Annotated in this window: 18 protein-coding genes; 1 reads left to right on the forward strand and 17 read right to left on the reverse strand. The window is 67.1% G+C overall.

The window, feature by feature from the left end:
- Positions 1–6 precede the first annotated feature (6 nt).
- The 17 genes from hisH to KHO18_RS05850 all read right to left on the reverse strand — a co-directional run bounded on the left by hisH (position 7) and on the right by KHO18_RS05850 (position 14,567).
- Entirely contained in the window at positions 7–660 is a 654-nt protein-coding gene (hisH, locus tag KHO18_RS05770) for an imidazole glycerol phosphate synthase subunit HisH (protein ID WP_186296926.1), read from the reverse strand.
- A complete protein-coding gene (locus tag KHO18_RS05775) occupies positions 657–1,280 on the reverse strand; it encodes a YchE family NAAT transporter (RefSeq protein ID WP_144200409.1) in 624 nt (207 codons plus the stop codon). The genes hisH and KHO18_RS05775 overlap by 4 nt, the downstream gene beginning before the upstream one ends.
- Before the next feature lie 97 nt (positions 1,281–1,377).
- The gene (hisB, locus tag KHO18_RS05780; RefSeq protein WP_092299285.1) at positions 1,378–1,965 is read right to left on the reverse strand and encodes an imidazoleglycerol-phosphate dehydratase HisB; all 588 of its coding nucleotides are present in this window, start codon (positions 1,963–1,965) and stop codon (positions 1,378–1,380) included.
- A gap of 7 nt (positions 1,966–1,972) precedes the next feature.
- Positions 1,973–3,073, reverse strand: coding sequence for a histidinol-phosphate transaminase (gene hisC, locus KHO18_RS05785; protein WP_144200407.1), 1,101 nt, complete (start codon positions 3,071–3,073; stop codon positions 1,973–1,975).
- 39 nt (positions 3,074–3,112) lie between these two features.
- Positions 3,113–4,450 (reverse strand): histidinol dehydrogenase, encoded by a 1,338-nt coding sequence (hisD, locus tag KHO18_RS05790; RefSeq protein ID WP_144200405.1) that lies wholly within the window; start codon positions 4,448–4,450, stop codon positions 3,113–3,115.
- Positions 4,451–4,489: 39 nt separating this feature from the next.
- On the reverse strand, positions 4,490–5,164 hold the full coding sequence (gene hisG, locus KHO18_RS05795) for an ATP phosphoribosyltransferase (protein ID WP_092299294.1): 675 nt from the start codon (positions 5,162–5,164) through the stop codon (positions 4,490–4,492).
- Positions 5,165–5,206: 42 nt separating this feature from the next.
- Entirely contained in the window at positions 5,207–6,457 is a 1,251-nt protein-coding gene (murA, locus tag KHO18_RS05800) for a UDP-N-acetylglucosamine 1-carboxyvinyltransferase (protein ID WP_144200402.1), read from the reverse strand.
- A 57-nt stretch (positions 6,458–6,514) separates the two neighbouring features.
- The gene (locus KHO18_RS05805; protein WP_149137230.1) at positions 6,515–6,766 is read right to left on the reverse strand and encodes a BolA family protein; all 252 of its coding nucleotides are present in this window, start codon (positions 6,764–6,766) and stop codon (positions 6,515–6,517) included.
- A gap of 43 nt (positions 6,767–6,809) precedes the next feature.
- The gene (locus KHO18_RS05810) at positions 6,810–7,580 is read right to left on the reverse strand and encodes an ABC transporter permease (RefSeq protein ID WP_144200559.1); all 771 of its coding nucleotides are present in this window, start codon (positions 7,578–7,580) and stop codon (positions 6,810–6,812) included.
- A gap of 74 nt (positions 7,581–7,654) precedes the next feature.
- Positions 7,655–8,605, reverse strand: coding sequence for an ABC transporter ATP-binding protein (locus KHO18_RS05815; protein WP_144200398.1), 951 nt, complete (start codon positions 8,603–8,605; stop codon positions 7,655–7,657).
- Positions 8,606–8,875: 270 nt separating this feature from the next.
- Complete coding sequence (locus KHO18_RS05820) at positions 8,876–9,178, reverse strand: STAS domain-containing protein (RefSeq protein ID WP_144200396.1); 303 nt, start codon at positions 9,176–9,178, stop codon at positions 8,876–8,878.
- Positions 9,179–9,313: 135 nt separating this feature from the next.
- Positions 9,314–9,949, reverse strand: coding sequence for an MlaC/ttg2D family ABC transporter substrate-binding protein (locus tag KHO18_RS05825; RefSeq protein ID WP_144200394.1), 636 nt, complete (start codon positions 9,947–9,949; stop codon positions 9,314–9,316).
- Between the two features lie 236 nt (positions 9,950–10,185).
- On the reverse strand, positions 10,186–11,097 hold the full coding sequence (locus tag KHO18_RS05830; protein ID WP_144200392.1) for an MlaA family lipoprotein: 912 nt from the start codon (positions 11,095–11,097) through the stop codon (positions 10,186–10,188).
- Positions 11,094–11,648: an outer membrane lipid asymmetry maintenance protein MlaD gene (gene mlaD, locus KHO18_RS05835; protein ID WP_211942898.1), complete on the reverse strand. Its 555-nt coding sequence runs from the start codon at positions 11,646–11,648 to the stop codon at positions 11,094–11,096. The genes KHO18_RS05830 and mlaD overlap by 4 nt, the downstream gene beginning before the upstream one ends.
- A 38-nt stretch (positions 11,649–11,686) precedes the next feature.
- The gene (mlaE, locus tag KHO18_RS05840; RefSeq protein WP_144200388.1) at positions 11,687–12,463 is read right to left on the reverse strand and encodes a lipid asymmetry maintenance ABC transporter permease subunit MlaE; all 777 of its coding nucleotides are present in this window, start codon (positions 12,461–12,463) and stop codon (positions 11,687–11,689) included.
- Complete coding sequence (locus KHO18_RS05845; protein WP_244844574.1) at positions 12,460–13,311, reverse strand: ABC transporter ATP-binding protein; 852 nt, start codon at positions 13,309–13,311, stop codon at positions 12,460–12,462. Before KHO18_RS05845 ends, mlaE begins: the two co-directional genes overlap by 4 nt.
- 134 nt (positions 13,312–13,445) lie before the next feature.
- On the reverse strand, positions 13,446–14,567 hold the full coding sequence (locus KHO18_RS05850; protein ID WP_144200386.1) for a tripartite tricarboxylate transporter substrate-binding protein: 1,122 nt from the start codon (positions 14,565–14,567) through the stop codon (positions 13,446–13,448).
- Positions 14,568–14,761: 194 nt separating this feature from the next.
- Between KHO18_RS05850 and KHO18_RS05855 the strand changes: the two genes are divergently transcribed.
- Positions 14,762–15,286, forward strand: coding sequence for a GNAT family N-acetyltransferase (locus KHO18_RS05855; RefSeq protein WP_211942899.1), 525 nt, complete (start codon positions 14,762–14,764; stop codon positions 15,284–15,286).
- The last annotated feature ends 99 nt before the right edge of the window (positions 15,287–15,385 follow it).

Consider the following 15,385-nt stretch of genomic DNA (forward strand, 5'->3'; position numbering starts at 1 on the left):
GGCGCGTTACGGATTCCAGTGCACGAAATTCCGGTAAAGCTGCAAACCCATCGCGGCGCTCTTCTCCGGGTGGAACTGCGTGGCGAAAATATTATCGCGTGCCACCGCGCTGGTAAACACGCCGCCGTAGTCGGTTTCGCCCGCGATGTGCGACGCATCCTGCGCGCGCACATAGTAACTGTGGACGAAATAGAACCAGCTTTCGTCCGGAATTCCCTGCCAGAGCGGGTGCGCGCGCGACTGCCGCACGCGGTTCCAGCCCATCTGGGGCACCTTGAAGCGCGAGCCGTCGGGCTGCGTCAGCCCTTCCAGCTCGAAACGCACCACTTCGCCCGGCATCAGCGCCAGGCAAGGCGTGGCGGCATTGCCAGTGCGACTTTCGGTGCTACGGTCGAACAGCATCTGTTCGCCAACGCACACGCCCAGCAGCGGCTTGCTCGCGGCCGCCTCCACCACGGCCTCCTGCAGCCCGGACGCGCCCAGCGCGCCCATGCAGTCGGGCATGGCGCCCTGCCCCGGCAGCACCACGCGGTCCGCCGCGCGGATGGCCTCGGGCCGATCCACCACCTGGACATCCGCTTCCGGTGCCGCGGCGCGCAACGCCTGCGCCACCGAGCGCAGGTTGCCCATGCCGTAATCCACAATTGCTATGGTAGTCATGATTTCAAAACAGGCAACAATGTCTTCAGCCCGTCCACAATGAACTCGACGGCCAGCGCCGACAGGATCAAACCCATCAGACGCGTGCCAATATTGATCCCGGTGCGCCCCATCACCCGTGCGATGGGGTCCGCCGCGCGGAACGTCAGGTACACCACGGCCCCCAGCACCACGCCAATCCCCACCAGCACCAGCGACTGCCACCAGTGCGCCGACTTGCCGGCATAGACGATCACCGTGCTGATGGACCCCGGCCCGGTCAGCAGCGGAATCGCCAGCGGCACCACCGCGATGCTGGCCTTGGCGTCGGCCTCGTCCTCTTCCTCGGGCGTGGCCTTGGTGCGGCTGGTCTGCGCGTTCAGCATGTTCATGGCCATCATGATCATGATCAGCCCGCCACCCACCTGCAGCGACGCCACCGAGATATTGAAGAACTCGATGATCTGCTGCCCCAGCAGCGCCGAAACCGCCACCACGATCGCCACCGACATCGACGCCGTCTTGATGGTACGCAGCTTTTCCGCTTCCGTCTGCTGACTGGTCAGGCTGATGAAGAACGGGATCGCCCCGATCGGATTGATCAGCGCCAGCAGCGAGATAAAGGACTTGAGCGTATCCATCGGTTGCGCGGTCGGGTGAGCGTCAGCGGGCGCCGCAACCGGCCGGCACGCCCTCAGGTTCGGGTCGGGCCCGGTAGCGGGCCCCTCGCCTTATGCCTTAAAGCGTCCCTTTTGTCGATGGAATCGTGTTGCCGGCACGCGGGTCGAGCTCCACCGCCATGCGCAGCGCCCGCCCGAAGGCTTTGAACACCGTTTCGCATTGATGATGGGCATTGATGCCGCGCAGGTTGTCGATATGGAGCGTCACACCGGCGTGGTTGACGAAACCTCGGAAAAATTCGATGGTCAGGTCCACGTCGAAGCTGCCCACGCGCGCACGGGTGAACGGCACGTGGAATTCCAGGCCGGGGCGGCCCGAGAAGTCGATCACCACGCGCGACAGGCACTCGTCCAGCGGCACGTAGCTGTGGCCGTAGCGGGTGATGCCCTTCTTGTCGCCGATCGCCTTGGCCACGGCCTGGCCGAGCGTGATGCCGACGTCTTCCACGGTGTGGTGGTCGTCGATATGCAGGTCGCCGCGGGCCTCGACTTCGAGGTCGACCATGCCATGGCGGGCAATCTGGTCCAGCATGTGGTCGAGGAACGGCACGCCGGTGGCCAGCTTCTGGCGACCGGTGCCATCAAGATTCAGCGAAACGCGGATCTGCGTTTCCGAGGTATCGCGGGTGACCTCTGCTACACGCATGGTGGGGTTAATCCTGCAATGAAGCGGCAAATGCTTCAAGAAACTGCGCGTTTTCTTCGGGTGTGCTGACCGTCACGCGCAGACAGTTGGCCAGCAATGCGTGCATTTTACTCACGTTCTTGATCAATACCTTCCGCGCGAGCAGCCGGTCGAACGTCTGTGCCGCATCCGCCACGCGGATCAGCAGGAAGTTGGCGGCGCTCGGGAACACGGTCACGCCCGGCTGGGCAGCCATCGCCTCGGCCAGCCGGCCGCGTTCGGCGCGCAGCTGGGCCGCCTGCTCGTCGAGCACATCCACATGTTCAAGCGCGAACAGCGCGGTGGCCTCGGTCAGCACGTTGACGTTGTACGGCGGGCGCACCTTGTCCAGCTGCGCCAGCCACTCGGGTGCGCCGGCCACGTAGCCGAGGCGGATCCCGGCCAGGCCCAGCTTCGACACCGTGCGCATGACCAGCAGATTGCCGAATTCGGTCAGGCGCGGCATCCAGCTTTCCTGGGCGAACGGCTGGTAGGCCTCGTCCACCACCACCAGGCTGTGGCAGACCTCGCCCTGGGCGGCGCGGACGATGGCCTCCATGTCGGCCGCATCGAACAGGTTGCCGGTGGGGTTGTTCGGGTAGGCGAGATAGATGATGGCCGGCTTGTGCTCGGCCATGGCGGCCAGCATCGCCGCGCGGTCCAGCGTGAAATCGGCGCGCAGCGGCACGCCGACGAATTCCAGCCCGGCGAACTGCGCCGACATCGCATACATGACGAAACCGGGCACCGGCGCCAGCACCTTGGCGCCGGGGCGCGCGGCCGCCAGCGACAGCATGCTGATGATCTCGTCCGAGCCGTTGCCCAGCAGCACGTCCATGCCGGCCGGCACGTCCATGACGGCGCGCAGCCGGGCGCGCAGCGCCTCGCTGCTCGGCACCGGGTAGCGGTTCAGCGCCACCTCGCCGAGCCGCGCGGCCAGCTGGTCGCGCAGCGCGGGCGGCAGGCGGTACGGATTCTCCATGGCGTCCAGCTTCACCAGACCGTGCGAGTCCGCCACGTGGTAGGCGCCCATGGCGCGTACGTCGTCACGGATGATGCGTTCGATCAGGGAAGGGTCTGCGGCCGACATGAAAAATCCTTTATGTTCAAAGAGTTGCGCGCGCTGGCATCAGCCGCGCTTGAAACGGTATTCCGCGCTGCGGGCGTGGGCCTGGAGGCCCTCGCCATAGGCAAGTTCGGCGGCGATCTGCCCCAGCATCTGCGCGCCGCCCTCGCTGACCTCGATCAGGCTCGAGCGCTTCTGGAAGTCGTACACGCCCAGCGGCGACGAGAAGCGCGCCGTGCGCGAGGTCGGCAGTACGTGGTTCGGGCCCGCGCAGTAGTCGCCGAGCGACTCGCTGGTGTAGCGGCCCAGGAAAATGGCGCCGGCGTGGCGGATCTTCTCGCTCCACTGGCGCGGGTTCTCGGCGGAGATCTCCAGGTGTTCCGGGGCGATGGCATTGGCGATCTCGCACGCCTCCTCCATATCGCGCACCTTGATCAACGCGCCCCGGCCCGCCAGCGAGGCATGGATCACCTCGCGGCGCGGCATGGTCGGCAGCTGGCGGCGGATGCTCGCCTCCACGCGGTCCAGGTATTCGGCGTCCGGGCAGAGCAGGATCGACTGCGCCAGTTCATCGTGCTCGGCCTGCGAGAACAGGTCCATCGCCACCCAGTCCGGGTCGGTGGTGCCATCGCAGATCACCAGGATCTCGGACGGCCCGGCGATCATGTCGATGCCGACCGTGCCGAACACGCGGCGCTTGGCCGCCGCCACGTAGGCGTTGCCGGGGCCGACGATCTTGTCCACCTGCGGCAGCGTGGCCGTGCCGTAGGCCAGCGCGCCCACGGCCTGGGCCCCGCCGATCGTGAACACCCGGTCCACGCCGGCGATCTGCGCGGCGGCCAGCACCAGCTCGTTGCGCACGCCGCCGGGCGTGGGCACGACCATGATCACTTCCTTCACGCCGGCCACGCGGGCCGGAATGGCGTTCATCAGCACCGACGACGGATACGCCGCCTTGCCGCCCGGCACGTACAGGCCCACGCGGTCCAGCGGGGTCACCTTCTGGCCCAGCATCGTGCCGTCGGACTCGGTGTATTCCCAGCTATGGCTGCCGCATTCGATCTTCTGCTTCTCGTGGTAGGCCCGCACGCGCGCGGCGGCGGCCTCCAGCGCGGCGCGGCGCTTGGGCTCCAGGTCTTCCAGCGCGGCTTCCAGTTGGGACTGCGACAGCTCCAGCGCGCCCATCGATGCCGCCTCCAGGCGGTCGAAGCGGCGCGTGTATTCGAGTACGGCGTCGTCGCCGCGCTGGCGCACATCGGCCAGGATCTCGGCCGCGGCGCGGTCGATGGCCTCGTCCTCGGAGGCCTCGAACGCCAGCACCTGGCGCAGCGCGTGCGCGAAGCCCGGCTCCGCCGCGTCCAGCCGGCGTATCGACAGGTTATCCATTTCGCTTTCGTTCATGACTTCCTTCCTCACGGGCACCCCGGGTGCGGCAATGCCTCAGGCGAGCGCTGCCGAGGCCCGTTCAAATGCTTCGAGAATCGGCGTGAGCCGTTCCCGCTTGAGCTTGAGCGCGGCCTGGTTGACCACCAGCCGCGACGAAATCTGCACGATCTCTTCCACTTCGACGAGGTTGTTGGCGCGCAGCGTGCCGCCCGTGCTCACCAGGTCGACGATGGCATCGGACAGGCCCACCAGCGGGCCCAGCTCCATCGAGCCGTACAGCTTGATCAGGTCGACGTGCACGCCCTTCTTGGCGAAGTGCTCGCGCGCGGTCTGCACGTACTTGGTGGCCACGGCCAGCCGCGCGCCCTGGCGCACCGCATTGGCGTAGTCGAAGCCGGCCGGCACCGCCACCGACATGCGGCAGCGGGCGATATTCAGGTCGATCGGCGCGTACAGCCCGGTCATGCCGGTTTCCATCAGCACGTCCTTGCCCGCCACGCCGAAGTCCGCCGCGCCGTACTGCACGTAGGTCGGCACGTCCGAGGCGCGCACGATGATCACGCGCACCGCCGGGTCCGACGTCGGCAGGATCAGCTTGCGCGACGTCTCCGGGTCCTCGGTCACGTGGATGCCGGCGGCCGCCAGCAGCGGCAGCGTCTCGGAGAAGATGCGGCCCTTGGACAGCGCCAGCGTAAGCTGGTCGGGCGAGGCGTTGAAAGCTGGGCTCATCGTACGTTCTTCAATTCTTCTTGCAGTGTTTCAGGGGCCGTCTCAGGCAATGCGGCGGATCTTCGCGCCCACGGCCGACAGCTTGGCTTCCATGCGGTCGTAGCCGCGGTCCAGATGGTAGATGCGGTCGATGACGGTCTCGCCATCGGCCACCAGGCCGCCAATCACCAGGCCGGCCGAGGCGCGCAGGTCGGTCGCCATCACGCTCGCGCCCGACAGGCGCGGCACGCCGGTCACCACGGCCGTGTTGCCTTCGGCGGTGATGTTGGCGCCCAGGCGGTTCAGTTCCTGCACGTGCATGAAACGGTTCTCGAAGATCGTCTCGGTGATCCGCGCGGTGCCTTCGGCCACGGCGTTGAGCGCCATGAACTGGGCCTGCATGTCGGTCGGGAAGGCCGGATACTCCGAGGTGCGGAAGCTCACGGCCTGCGCGCGGCGCGGCATGGCCAGGCGGATCCAGTCGTCGCCGGTCTCGATCGTGGCGCCGGCTTCGCGCAGCTTGATCAGCACGGCGTCCAGGATGGTCGGCGGGATGTCGCGCAGCGTCACGTCGCCCAGCGTGGCCGCGGCCGCGCAGAGGAAGGTGCCGGCCTCGATGCGGTCTGCCACCACGGCATGGCGCGCGCCATGCAGGCGGTCCACGCCCTGCACCACCAGGCGGTCAGTGCCGATGCCATCGATCTTCGCACCCATCTTCACCAGCAGGTTGGCCAGGTCGGTCACCTCGGGCTCGCGCGCGGCGTTCTCCAGCACGGTCTCGCCCTCGGCCAGCGTGGCGGCCATCAGCAGATTCTCGGTGCCGGTCACGGTGATCATGTCCGTCACCACGCGCGCGCCCTTCAGACGGCTGGCGCGGGCGTGGATGAAGCCGTGCTCGATGGAGATCTCGGCGCCCATCGCCTGCAGGCCCTTGATGTGCTGGTCCACCGGCCGCGCGCCGATGCCGCAGCCGCCCGGCAGGGAGACGCGGGCCTCGCCGAAGCGCGCCACCAGCGGCCCCAGCACGAGGATCGACGCGCGCATGGTCTTCACCAGCTCGTACGGGGCCTCGGGCGCATTGATGTCGGCGGCGGCCAGCGTGGCCGTGGCGCCGTCAATGTCGGCCCGGGTGCCCATCTGGCGCAGCAGCTTGAGCATCGTGCGCGTGTCCTGCAGGTTCGGCACGTTGTCGATGGTGATGGCATCGGCGGTCAGCAGGCTGGCGCACAGGATCGGCAGCGCCGCATTCTTGGCGCCCGAAACCCGGATCTCGCCCTTGAGCGGGCCGTTGCCCTCGATCTGGAATTTGTCCATGTTGTGTCGGTATTCGTTATGCAGCGTTAGGCGGCGTGATGCGTCCCGGGACGGGCATCAGGCAGCGCCCGACCCGGCCTTCCATTCGGCCGGGGTCAGCGTCTTCATCGACAGCGCATGGATCTCGGCGCGCATGCGGTCGCCCAGCGCCGCGTAGACGCGCTGGTGCCGCTGGATCAGGCGCTTGCCGTCGAACTCCGCGCTGACGATGGTGGCAAAGAAGTGCTGGCCGTCGCCTTCCACTTCCAGATGGTCGCAGGGCAACCCTTGGGCAATGTATTCCCTGACTTGTTCCGGTGTAGGCAGCATGTCTGTCTCTTGTGAATTTGTGTCGATCGCGTGCGGGGTAGCGTCAGTGGCGCAGCTTGTAGCCGGTGCTGAGCAGCCGCAGCGCCAGCCCGGCCAGCACCGCGAAGGACACGGCCACCACGGCCAGGCTGTGCAGGGGCGGCACGTCCGATACGCCAAAGAAGCCGTAGCGGAACCCGTCGATCATGTAGAAGAACGGGTTGGCGTGCGACACCGCCTGCCAGAACGGCGGCAGCGAGTGAATCGAATAGAACACGCCGGACAGGAACGTCGCCGGCATGATCAGAAAATTCTGAAAAGCGGCCAGCTGGTCGAACTTTTCGGCCCAGATACCCGCAATCAGCCCCAACGTACCGAGAATGCCGGCCCCGCCCAGTGCGAAGACCAGGATCCAGGCGACGTTGTACACATGCAGGTGCGCGAACCACGCCGTCACCAGCAACACGCCCAGCCCCACGCTCAGGCCACGGATGACCGACGCCGCCACGTAGGCGCCGAACATTTCCCAGTGGGACAGCGGCGGCAGCATGATGAACACCAGGTTTCCGGTGATCTTGGACTGGATCAGCGACGACGAACTGTTCGCAAACGCATTCTGGAGAATGCTCATCATCACCAGCCCCGGCACCAGGAAAGCGGTATAGCTGATCTGGTCGTACACCCGCACGCGGTCTTCCAGCACATGGCCGAAGATCAGCAGGTACAGCACGGCGGTCAGCACCGGCGCGGCCACGGTCTGGAACGCCACCTTCCAGAAACGCAGCACTTCCTTGTAGAGCAGCGTGCGGAAGCCGACGAAGCCGCCCACCGCCATGGCATCCAGCCGGGCTTTGTCGGTCAGGTCGGACAGCTCCGAGGCGCGATTGTCGAGTTGGTCGATAGGTCGGGTCATGCCGCAGCCTCCAGGGACGCATCGGGCACCGCGCCCGGCATGTGCCCTTCTCGCCGCATGATCTGGACGAACACGTCTTCGAGGTCGGCCTTGCTGATTTCCATGTCTTCCACTTCGCAGCCAGCCTCGCGCAGCGCGGCCAGGATCGGTTCGACGGCTTCGTAGCCCGAAAGGCGCAGCCGGTGGGCGCGCTCGCCGGGGTTGGACGGCGTGCGCAGCGCCTCCAGCGCCGGCGGCAGCGTGCCGCGCGACAGCGTGAGCACCAGCTGCAGCCCCGCGAACTGGGTCAGCAGGTTGCTGGTGCGGTCCAGCGCCACCACCTCGCCAAACTTCAGCATGGCGATACGGTCGCACAGCGCCTCGGCTTCCTCGAGATAGTGCGTGGTCAGGATGATCGTGTGACCTTCCTTGTTCAGGCGCGAGATGAACTTCCAGAGCGTCTGGCGCAACTCCACGTCCACGCCGGCGGTCGGCTCATCGAGCACGATCACGGGCGGCCGGTGCACCAGCGCCTGCGCCACCAACACGCGCCGCTTCATGCCGCCGGACAACTGGCGCATGTTGGCGTCCGCCTTGCTGGTGAGGTCCAGGTTGGCCATGATTTCGTCGATCCAGTCGTCGTTGCGCGTCAGGCCGAAATAGCCCGATTGCAGCCGCAACGTCTCCCGAACCGTGAAAAACGGGTCGAAAACCAGTTCCTGGGGCACCACGCCGAGCATGCGGCGCGCCATGCGGTAGTCGTCCACCACATCGTGCCCGAGCACGCTCACGCGGCCCGAATCGGCGCGGTTCAGGCCCGCGAGGATCGAGATCAGCGTGGTCTTGCCGGCACCGTTGGGACCGAGCAGGCCGAAGAACTCGCCGCGCTCGACGGTGAAACTGACACCCTTGAGCGCCTGCAGGTTGCGGTAGCGCTTGCGGACATCGGTAATTTCGATGGCTTTCATGGCCGATGGTCTTGTGAGGGGCGCCTGGGCGGGCCGCCTCACTGGAGTTGGGGGGAACGTCCTTGAGGTTAGCCGCGCAGCACCTGGTGGAGCCGTGTCAGGACACTTGGGGGCGACTTGGGGACGAACAACCCGGAATTATAGGGGATGCGGGGGGTGTCTCGCTTTGGCCCGACTGGCCCCGCTACCGTTCCGACGCGGCGCCGGCCGCAGCCTGACGCCGGGGCATCGCATCGGCCGCGCCAATCACGCGCAGCCATGGATGCCGGTTCAATGTCGGTGGTGGTGGTGTTCCGGGTGGGAGATCGGCGCGGGCGGCAGGCCCAGCAGGCTTTCCACGCCGTAAAGCGTGGCCAGCGAGGCCAGTTGCGGCGGCACGCCATGCAGCGCCAGCGCCTGACCCCGGGCGGCGGCGGCGCGTTGCCACGCCAGCAGCACGGCCACGGCAGCCGAATCGACCTGCGCCAGCGCGCTGCAATCGACGGCCACATCACCCTGGGACACGCGCGACAGCCCCTCACGCAGCACGGCGGCGGCGTTGCGGTTGGTCAGCGAAGGGCCGAGCGCAGGCATCAGATCGATCGAAGAAGGGAAATCGAGGTCGGGAAACCGGCGCCCACGCATATTTCTACGAGAAACAGGTTGGCGCCGAGCGGCCATTGTAGACCGGAATGGCTGCGGCGTGCTGCGCCGCAACCAGATTCCGCATCAGCTCTTGGCGTTGGCCAGTTGCCGGTTGCGGTCCTGCAGGGTCTTGATGACGCCGTCCACACCCTGCTGCGTCACGATCGTGTTGAAGCTGCCCTTGTAGGCTTCGGTCAGCCACGCGCCGAGTACGTTGATGTCGTAGACCTTCCAACCCTGGGCGGTCTTCTCGAGGCGGTAATCCATCTGGATCGGCTCGCCCTTGTTGATGACCTGTGTACGGATCGTGGCGTCAGTGTCCTCAGCCGTGCCGCGGTACGGGCGGAACTGCACCTGCTGGTCGCGGATCTGGGCGATGGCGCCGGCATAGGTACGGATCAGCAGCGTCTTGAACTCATCGGTGATGATCTTCTGCTGTTCCGGCGTGGCCTTCGACCAGTTGCGGCCCATCGCGATCTGCGTGGTCTTGCCGAAGTTGGCGTTCGGCAGGATCTTCTGCTCGACCAGCGCCGTGATCTTGCCGAGGTTGCCGGCCTGCATGTCCTTGTCAGCGCGCACGGAGGCCATGACGTCGTTCACCACGGTCTTGACCAGCGCGTCCGGCGAGGACGCGTCCGTGGCCTGCTGGGCCTGCGCGGTGCCGGTGAAGGCCAGCACGGTGAAGACGGAAACAAAGGGGACCAACAGTCGCTTCAGCATCGTAAATATCCTTATCTATCAAGGGCTTCGCGTCGGCCAACGCATGACGCCAGGTGCCCAGGAAACCGCTGCGGCTGGCGTGGAGCTGCCAAACCGCGCACTCATTGAAACATAGGCGCCCGGGAAGCGCTTGGCATCCAAGCGCCTCAAACACCACTTTCAAACACTTTGTTGCAGGGCTCACAGCGCTGGCACAGTCGCCGCAAACCCCAGCCAGCACGGGGCTGGCAAATCGATCACCGGCCGAAACGGAGCGCGCCGCCCGGACCAATCAGGTTCGGGGTCGGCACGGGCATCGGCTGGGCCGGCTGGGTGCCCTGGTCGGCCGGGGCTTCGCTGGCGGGCTTGTCCTGGGCCGGCGCCGCGTCGGACGGGGCTGTCGAACTCGCCGGGCTGGCCGATGAAGCACCCTCCTGGTCCTGATCATCCTGGGATGGCGGATTGCCGTCATAGATCAGGTACTGGCGGCGCTGCATATAGGAGTCGCGCAGGAAGGCATAGCGGTCCAGCGCAGCCGCCTCGATCAGGTTCGAGGCGCCCATCAGCTGCGAGCGGCCATCGACGATGCGCACGCCGGCGGCGGTATTGCGCGCCCACACCGGGTAGATATAGGCGGACGGGTCCATCAGGCGGTCCACCAGCATGCCGCCGGTGTCACGCACGGTGCTCGGGCCGAACAGCGGCAGCACCAGGTACGGGCCGGACGGCACCCCCCACACGCCGAGCGTCTGGCCGAAGTCTTCCTTGTACTTGGGCAGCCCGGCCGGCGTGGCGATGTCGATCAGCCCGCCAATGCCGAGCACGCTGTTGATGGCCACCCGCATGGTGTCTTCCGCCGCGCGCGACGGCTTGCCCTGCAGCAGGTTGTTCGCCGCCGAGTAGACATCGGACATATTCGAGAAGAAGTTGCCCACGGCGGTCCGGACCGGCGACGGCACATAGTCCGCGTAGACCGTGGCAACCGGCTTCAGCGCGTACTTGTCCACCTGCTCGTTGACCGTCTGCACGCCCCGGTTCAGGGGTTCGAGCGGGTCCTTCGGATTGGCGTCGGGGCCGGTGGCGCAGCCCGCCAGCATCAGGGCAGCGAAGGCGGCGGCACACAGTTGTCCAGGCGCCCGCGGGCGCCGATGCCTGACACGGCGGCTCATTTCGCGCCCTCCGTGCCCGGTGCGGCCGGCAGCGCGGCGGCGCCGGAAGACGGCGCGGCAGCCGGAGCCGTCGAGGCGGAACCCCCGCCGGCGCCGGCGTCGGCGGCCTTGTTGTACAGGAACTGACCGATCAGGTTTTCAAGCACGACTGCCGACTGGGTCATCGTGATCTTGCTGCCCTGGGCCAGCATGGCGGTGTCGCCGCCGGCCTCGAGGCCGATGTACTGCTCGCCCAGCAGGCCGGACGTCAGAATCTTGGCCGAGGTGTCCTTCGGAAACTGGTACGACTTGTCCAGGTTCAGCTCCACCGTGGCCAGGTAGGACTTGTCATCGAAGCGGATGGACGCCACGCGCCCCACCACCACGCCGGCGCTCTTGACCGGCGCACGCGCCTTCAGCCCGCCGATGTTGTCGAACTGCGCCTGGACCGAGTAGGTCTCCTGGAACGAGAAGCTGCTCATGTTGCCGGCCTTGAGCGCGAGGAACAGCAGCGCGACAAACCCCACCACCACGAACAGCCCCACCCAGTAGTCGAGTGATTTTTTCTTCATGCGAGTCTCTTGTCGAATGCGTTTCGTTTGCCGCCGCGTCAGCTGAACATCAGCGCGGTCAGCAGGAAATCCAGGCCCAGCACGGCCAACGAGGCCATCACCACGGTACGCGTGGTGGCCCGTGACACGCCTTCCGGCGTCGGGCGGGCCTCGAAGCCCTGGTACAAGGCAATAAACGTCACCGCGATACCAAAAATGAAGCTCTTGATCACGCCATTGAGCACGTCGGCGCGCACATCCACGCCGCCCTGCATCTGCGACCAGAACGCGCCGGCGTCCACCCCGATCAGCTGCACGCCCACCAGGTAGCCGCCCAGGACGCCCACGGCGCTGAAGATGGCCGCCAGGACCGGCATGGCAATCACGCCGGCCCAGAAGCGCGGCGCAATCACGCGCTGCAACGGGTTCACGGCCATCATTTCCATGGCGGTGAGCTGCTCGCCCGCCTTCATCAGGCCGATCTCGGCCGTCAGCGAGGTGCCCGCGCGCCCCGCGAACAGCAGTGCCGAAACCACCGGCCCCAGCTCACGCACCAGCGACAGCGCCACCAGCAGCCCGAGCGCCTGCTCCGAGCCATAGCGGTTCAGCGTGTAGTAGCCCTGCAGGCCCAGCACGAAGCCGACGAACAGCCCGGACACGGCGATGATCACCAGAGACAGGTTGCCGACGAAGAACACCTGGTCGGTGACCAGCCGGGGCCGGCGCAGCAACGCCGGGGACAGCGCCAGCAGCGCGAAGAACATGCGCGTGGCGTGGCCGACGCCGCCCACGAAATTGCGCACGGCGGCGCCGATGCTGGTGAAGAAGGCGGTCAACGGCTACCTCCGGCGGCGAAGTCATCGGCCAGCGAGGGGCCCGGGTAATGGAATGGCACCGGGCCGTCGGCCTCGGCATGGACAAACTGGCGCACGAACGGATCGGTCGAGGCACGCAGCGCGTCCGGCTCGCCCTCGGCCGCGATCCGGCCGTTGGCGATGAAATAGACGTAGTCGGCAATCAGAAACGTCTCCTGCACATCATGGGAGACGATGATCGTGGTGGCGCCCAGCGCGTCGTTGAGGCTGCGGATCAGGTTGGCGGTGAGGCCGAGCGAGATCGGGTCAAGGCCAGCGAACGGCTCGTCATACATCAGCAGCGCCGGGTCCAGCGCGATGGCCCGCGCCAGCGCCACCCGCCGCGCCATGCCGCCGGAGATCTGGGCCGGCATCAGCTCCCGCGCGCCGCGCAGGCCCACCGCGTTGAGCTTCATCAGCACGAGGTCGCGGATCATCGAATCGGGCAGGTCCGTGTGCTCACGCAACGGAAACGCCACATTATCGAAGACCGAGAGGTCGGTGAACAGCGCCCCGAACTGGAACAGCATGCCCATCTGGCGCCGCACGGCGTAGAGGCCGGGCTGGTCCATGGCATCGATGTCGGCGCCGTTGAAGGTCACCCGTCCGCTGGAGGGGCGCACCATGCCGCCGATCAGGCGCATGACCGTGGTCTTGCCGCAGCCCGAGCCGCCCATCACGGCCACCACCTTGCCGCGCGGGAAGCGCATCGACAGGCCGGCGAGCACCGGCTTGTCGCCCGCCGCATAGGCGAAATCGACATCGGCGAGTTCGACGATGTCCGGGCTGATCAGGGACTGGGCAGGGAGGTTCGGTACGGTAGCGGTCACGTTGGCACCGGATTGGGCAGGGCGCCATTATAAGGGCTACCACCTAGACGCGCGGGTTGCTGTGTGGCGACCGCTACATTCCAGTCCGGACAACAGTGTTCCCGAAATGGAACAAATCGCCGGCTGGCGGCCAGTCAGGGCTCCGCGCCCTGCGTCGACTGGCGCACCAGCATCTGCCACTGGAGGGTCTCGGCGCGGATGGCCGTGGCGAACGCCTCCGGCGAATCGCGCACCGCCGTGAGCCCGGCAGCCATCAGCCGCGCACGCACTTCGCGCTCGTTGGTGACGTTATCCAGCTCCGTGGCCAGGCGGGCAACGATGGCGCGCGGCGTCTTGGCCGGGGCCATCACGCCGTACCAGGCCGTGGCGCCATAGCCATCCATGCCCGCTTCCTGCAGCGTGGGCACCTGTGGCGCCAGCGGCGAGCGCTGGCCGCCGGTGACGCCAAGCAAGCGCAGCGTGCCGCTGCGCACGTGGTTCTGCACGGCTGTATAGGAACAGAAGCAGGCGCTGATGCGGCCGGCGAGCATTTCGAGAACCACGGCGGCCTCGCCCTTGGCCGTCACCAGCGGCACCCCGCTCGGGATGCCGCGCACCGCGTATTCGGCATAGAAGTGGGCCGGGCTGCCGGGCTGGCCGTAGCCATAGCTATAGGAGCCCGGGCTCGACCGCACCGCCGTGACCCATTGCTGCGGCGTCTGCATCGGCAGGCGCCCATCGATCACGAGGAACAGCGGCATCGTGGCCACACGCGCCACGGGCGTGAAGTCGCGCACCACGTCGTAGGGCACCGGCTCCAGGCCGGGCTGGATCAACATGTTGGCCTGGTGGAACAGCAGCGTGTGACCGTCGGAACTGGACTTGGCGACGACATCGCCGGCCATTGTGCCCGCCGCGCCGGGGCGGTTGTCCACCTCGACCGGCACGCCCAGGCGCACCGCGAGGCGCTCGGCCACCAGCCGCGCCGTGGCATCGGCCACACCGCCGGCCGGGAACGGCACGATCATGCGGATGGGCCGCGCCGGGAAGGACACGGGACGGTTCAGCAGTTCGGGGCGGCTGCCGTTGGGAATGGCGGCGAATTGTGCGGTGGCCAGTCCGGCGGGAGGCTGCGCGAATGCCACTGCCGCACCGAGGAAGGCGGGCAGCATCAGGACGGCCCGCCACGAAGGGCGCGGGGCCGCCGGGGAGGCAGCGAGTGTCGGCAACTCCGTATTACCTCGCCAAAGCCGCGACCTTTTGCGCACTTCGGGCATCAATTTCCTCCGGACCACGACGCAAGGCCATGGCACCAAATCGGCTGAAAGGGATTTCGAGGCAGTCTCTTGTTATCGCTTTTTGGGCATTGTACGAACAACGCTCAGGACGGCACAGACCACGTAAACCATAGCCGGGTGGACCCCAATGGGTGATCGTGGGGCGCAATGGATCCCTCTTTTATAATCGCCCGATGTCTGAAATTGTCCTGCGGCGGATGCTGGCCGCCGACCTGCCCGCCGTGCTCGCCGTCCAGGCGCAGTGCTATGCCTCCACGCTGATCGAATCCGCCGACGCCCTCGCCAGCCGCCTCGCGCTGTCGCCCGGAACCTGCTGGGTGGCCGCGCTGCCCCAAAGCCGGCTGGCCGCCTACCTGTTCACCCACGCCTGGCCGCAAGCCACGCTGCCACCGCTCGACGGCGTGCTGGCGCGCGACTGGCCGCCCGCCACTCCCCTGACCTGGTTCGTCCACGACATGGCCGTGGCGCCCGCCGGCCAAGGCGCTGGCCTGGCCGCCCGCCTCTACACCGCCGCCGAACAGTCGGCCCGCACGCTGGGCCTGACCTCATCGCGCCTGATCGCCGTTCAGTCCGCCGCCGCCTGGTGGCGCAGGATCGGGTACGCCCCGCTGACCGCACACGACGCCGCCCCGCATGCCCAAAAACTGGCCGCCTACGGCGCAGATGCAATCCTCATGGAGCGTAGGTTTGGCGGCTGACGGGAGGCTGACAGGGTGGGCGGTGGCAAGCGCGTCGCGCGTGTTTGACGTGCAGCAAGCCCGACCGGGAACTCGATGAAGTCCGATTTCTTCACCGGC

It is taken from the genome of Cupriavidus campinensis (assembly GCF_905397395.1).
Lineage (GTDB): Bacteria > Pseudomonadota > Gammaproteobacteria > Burkholderiales > Burkholderiaceae > Cupriavidus > Cupriavidus campinensis.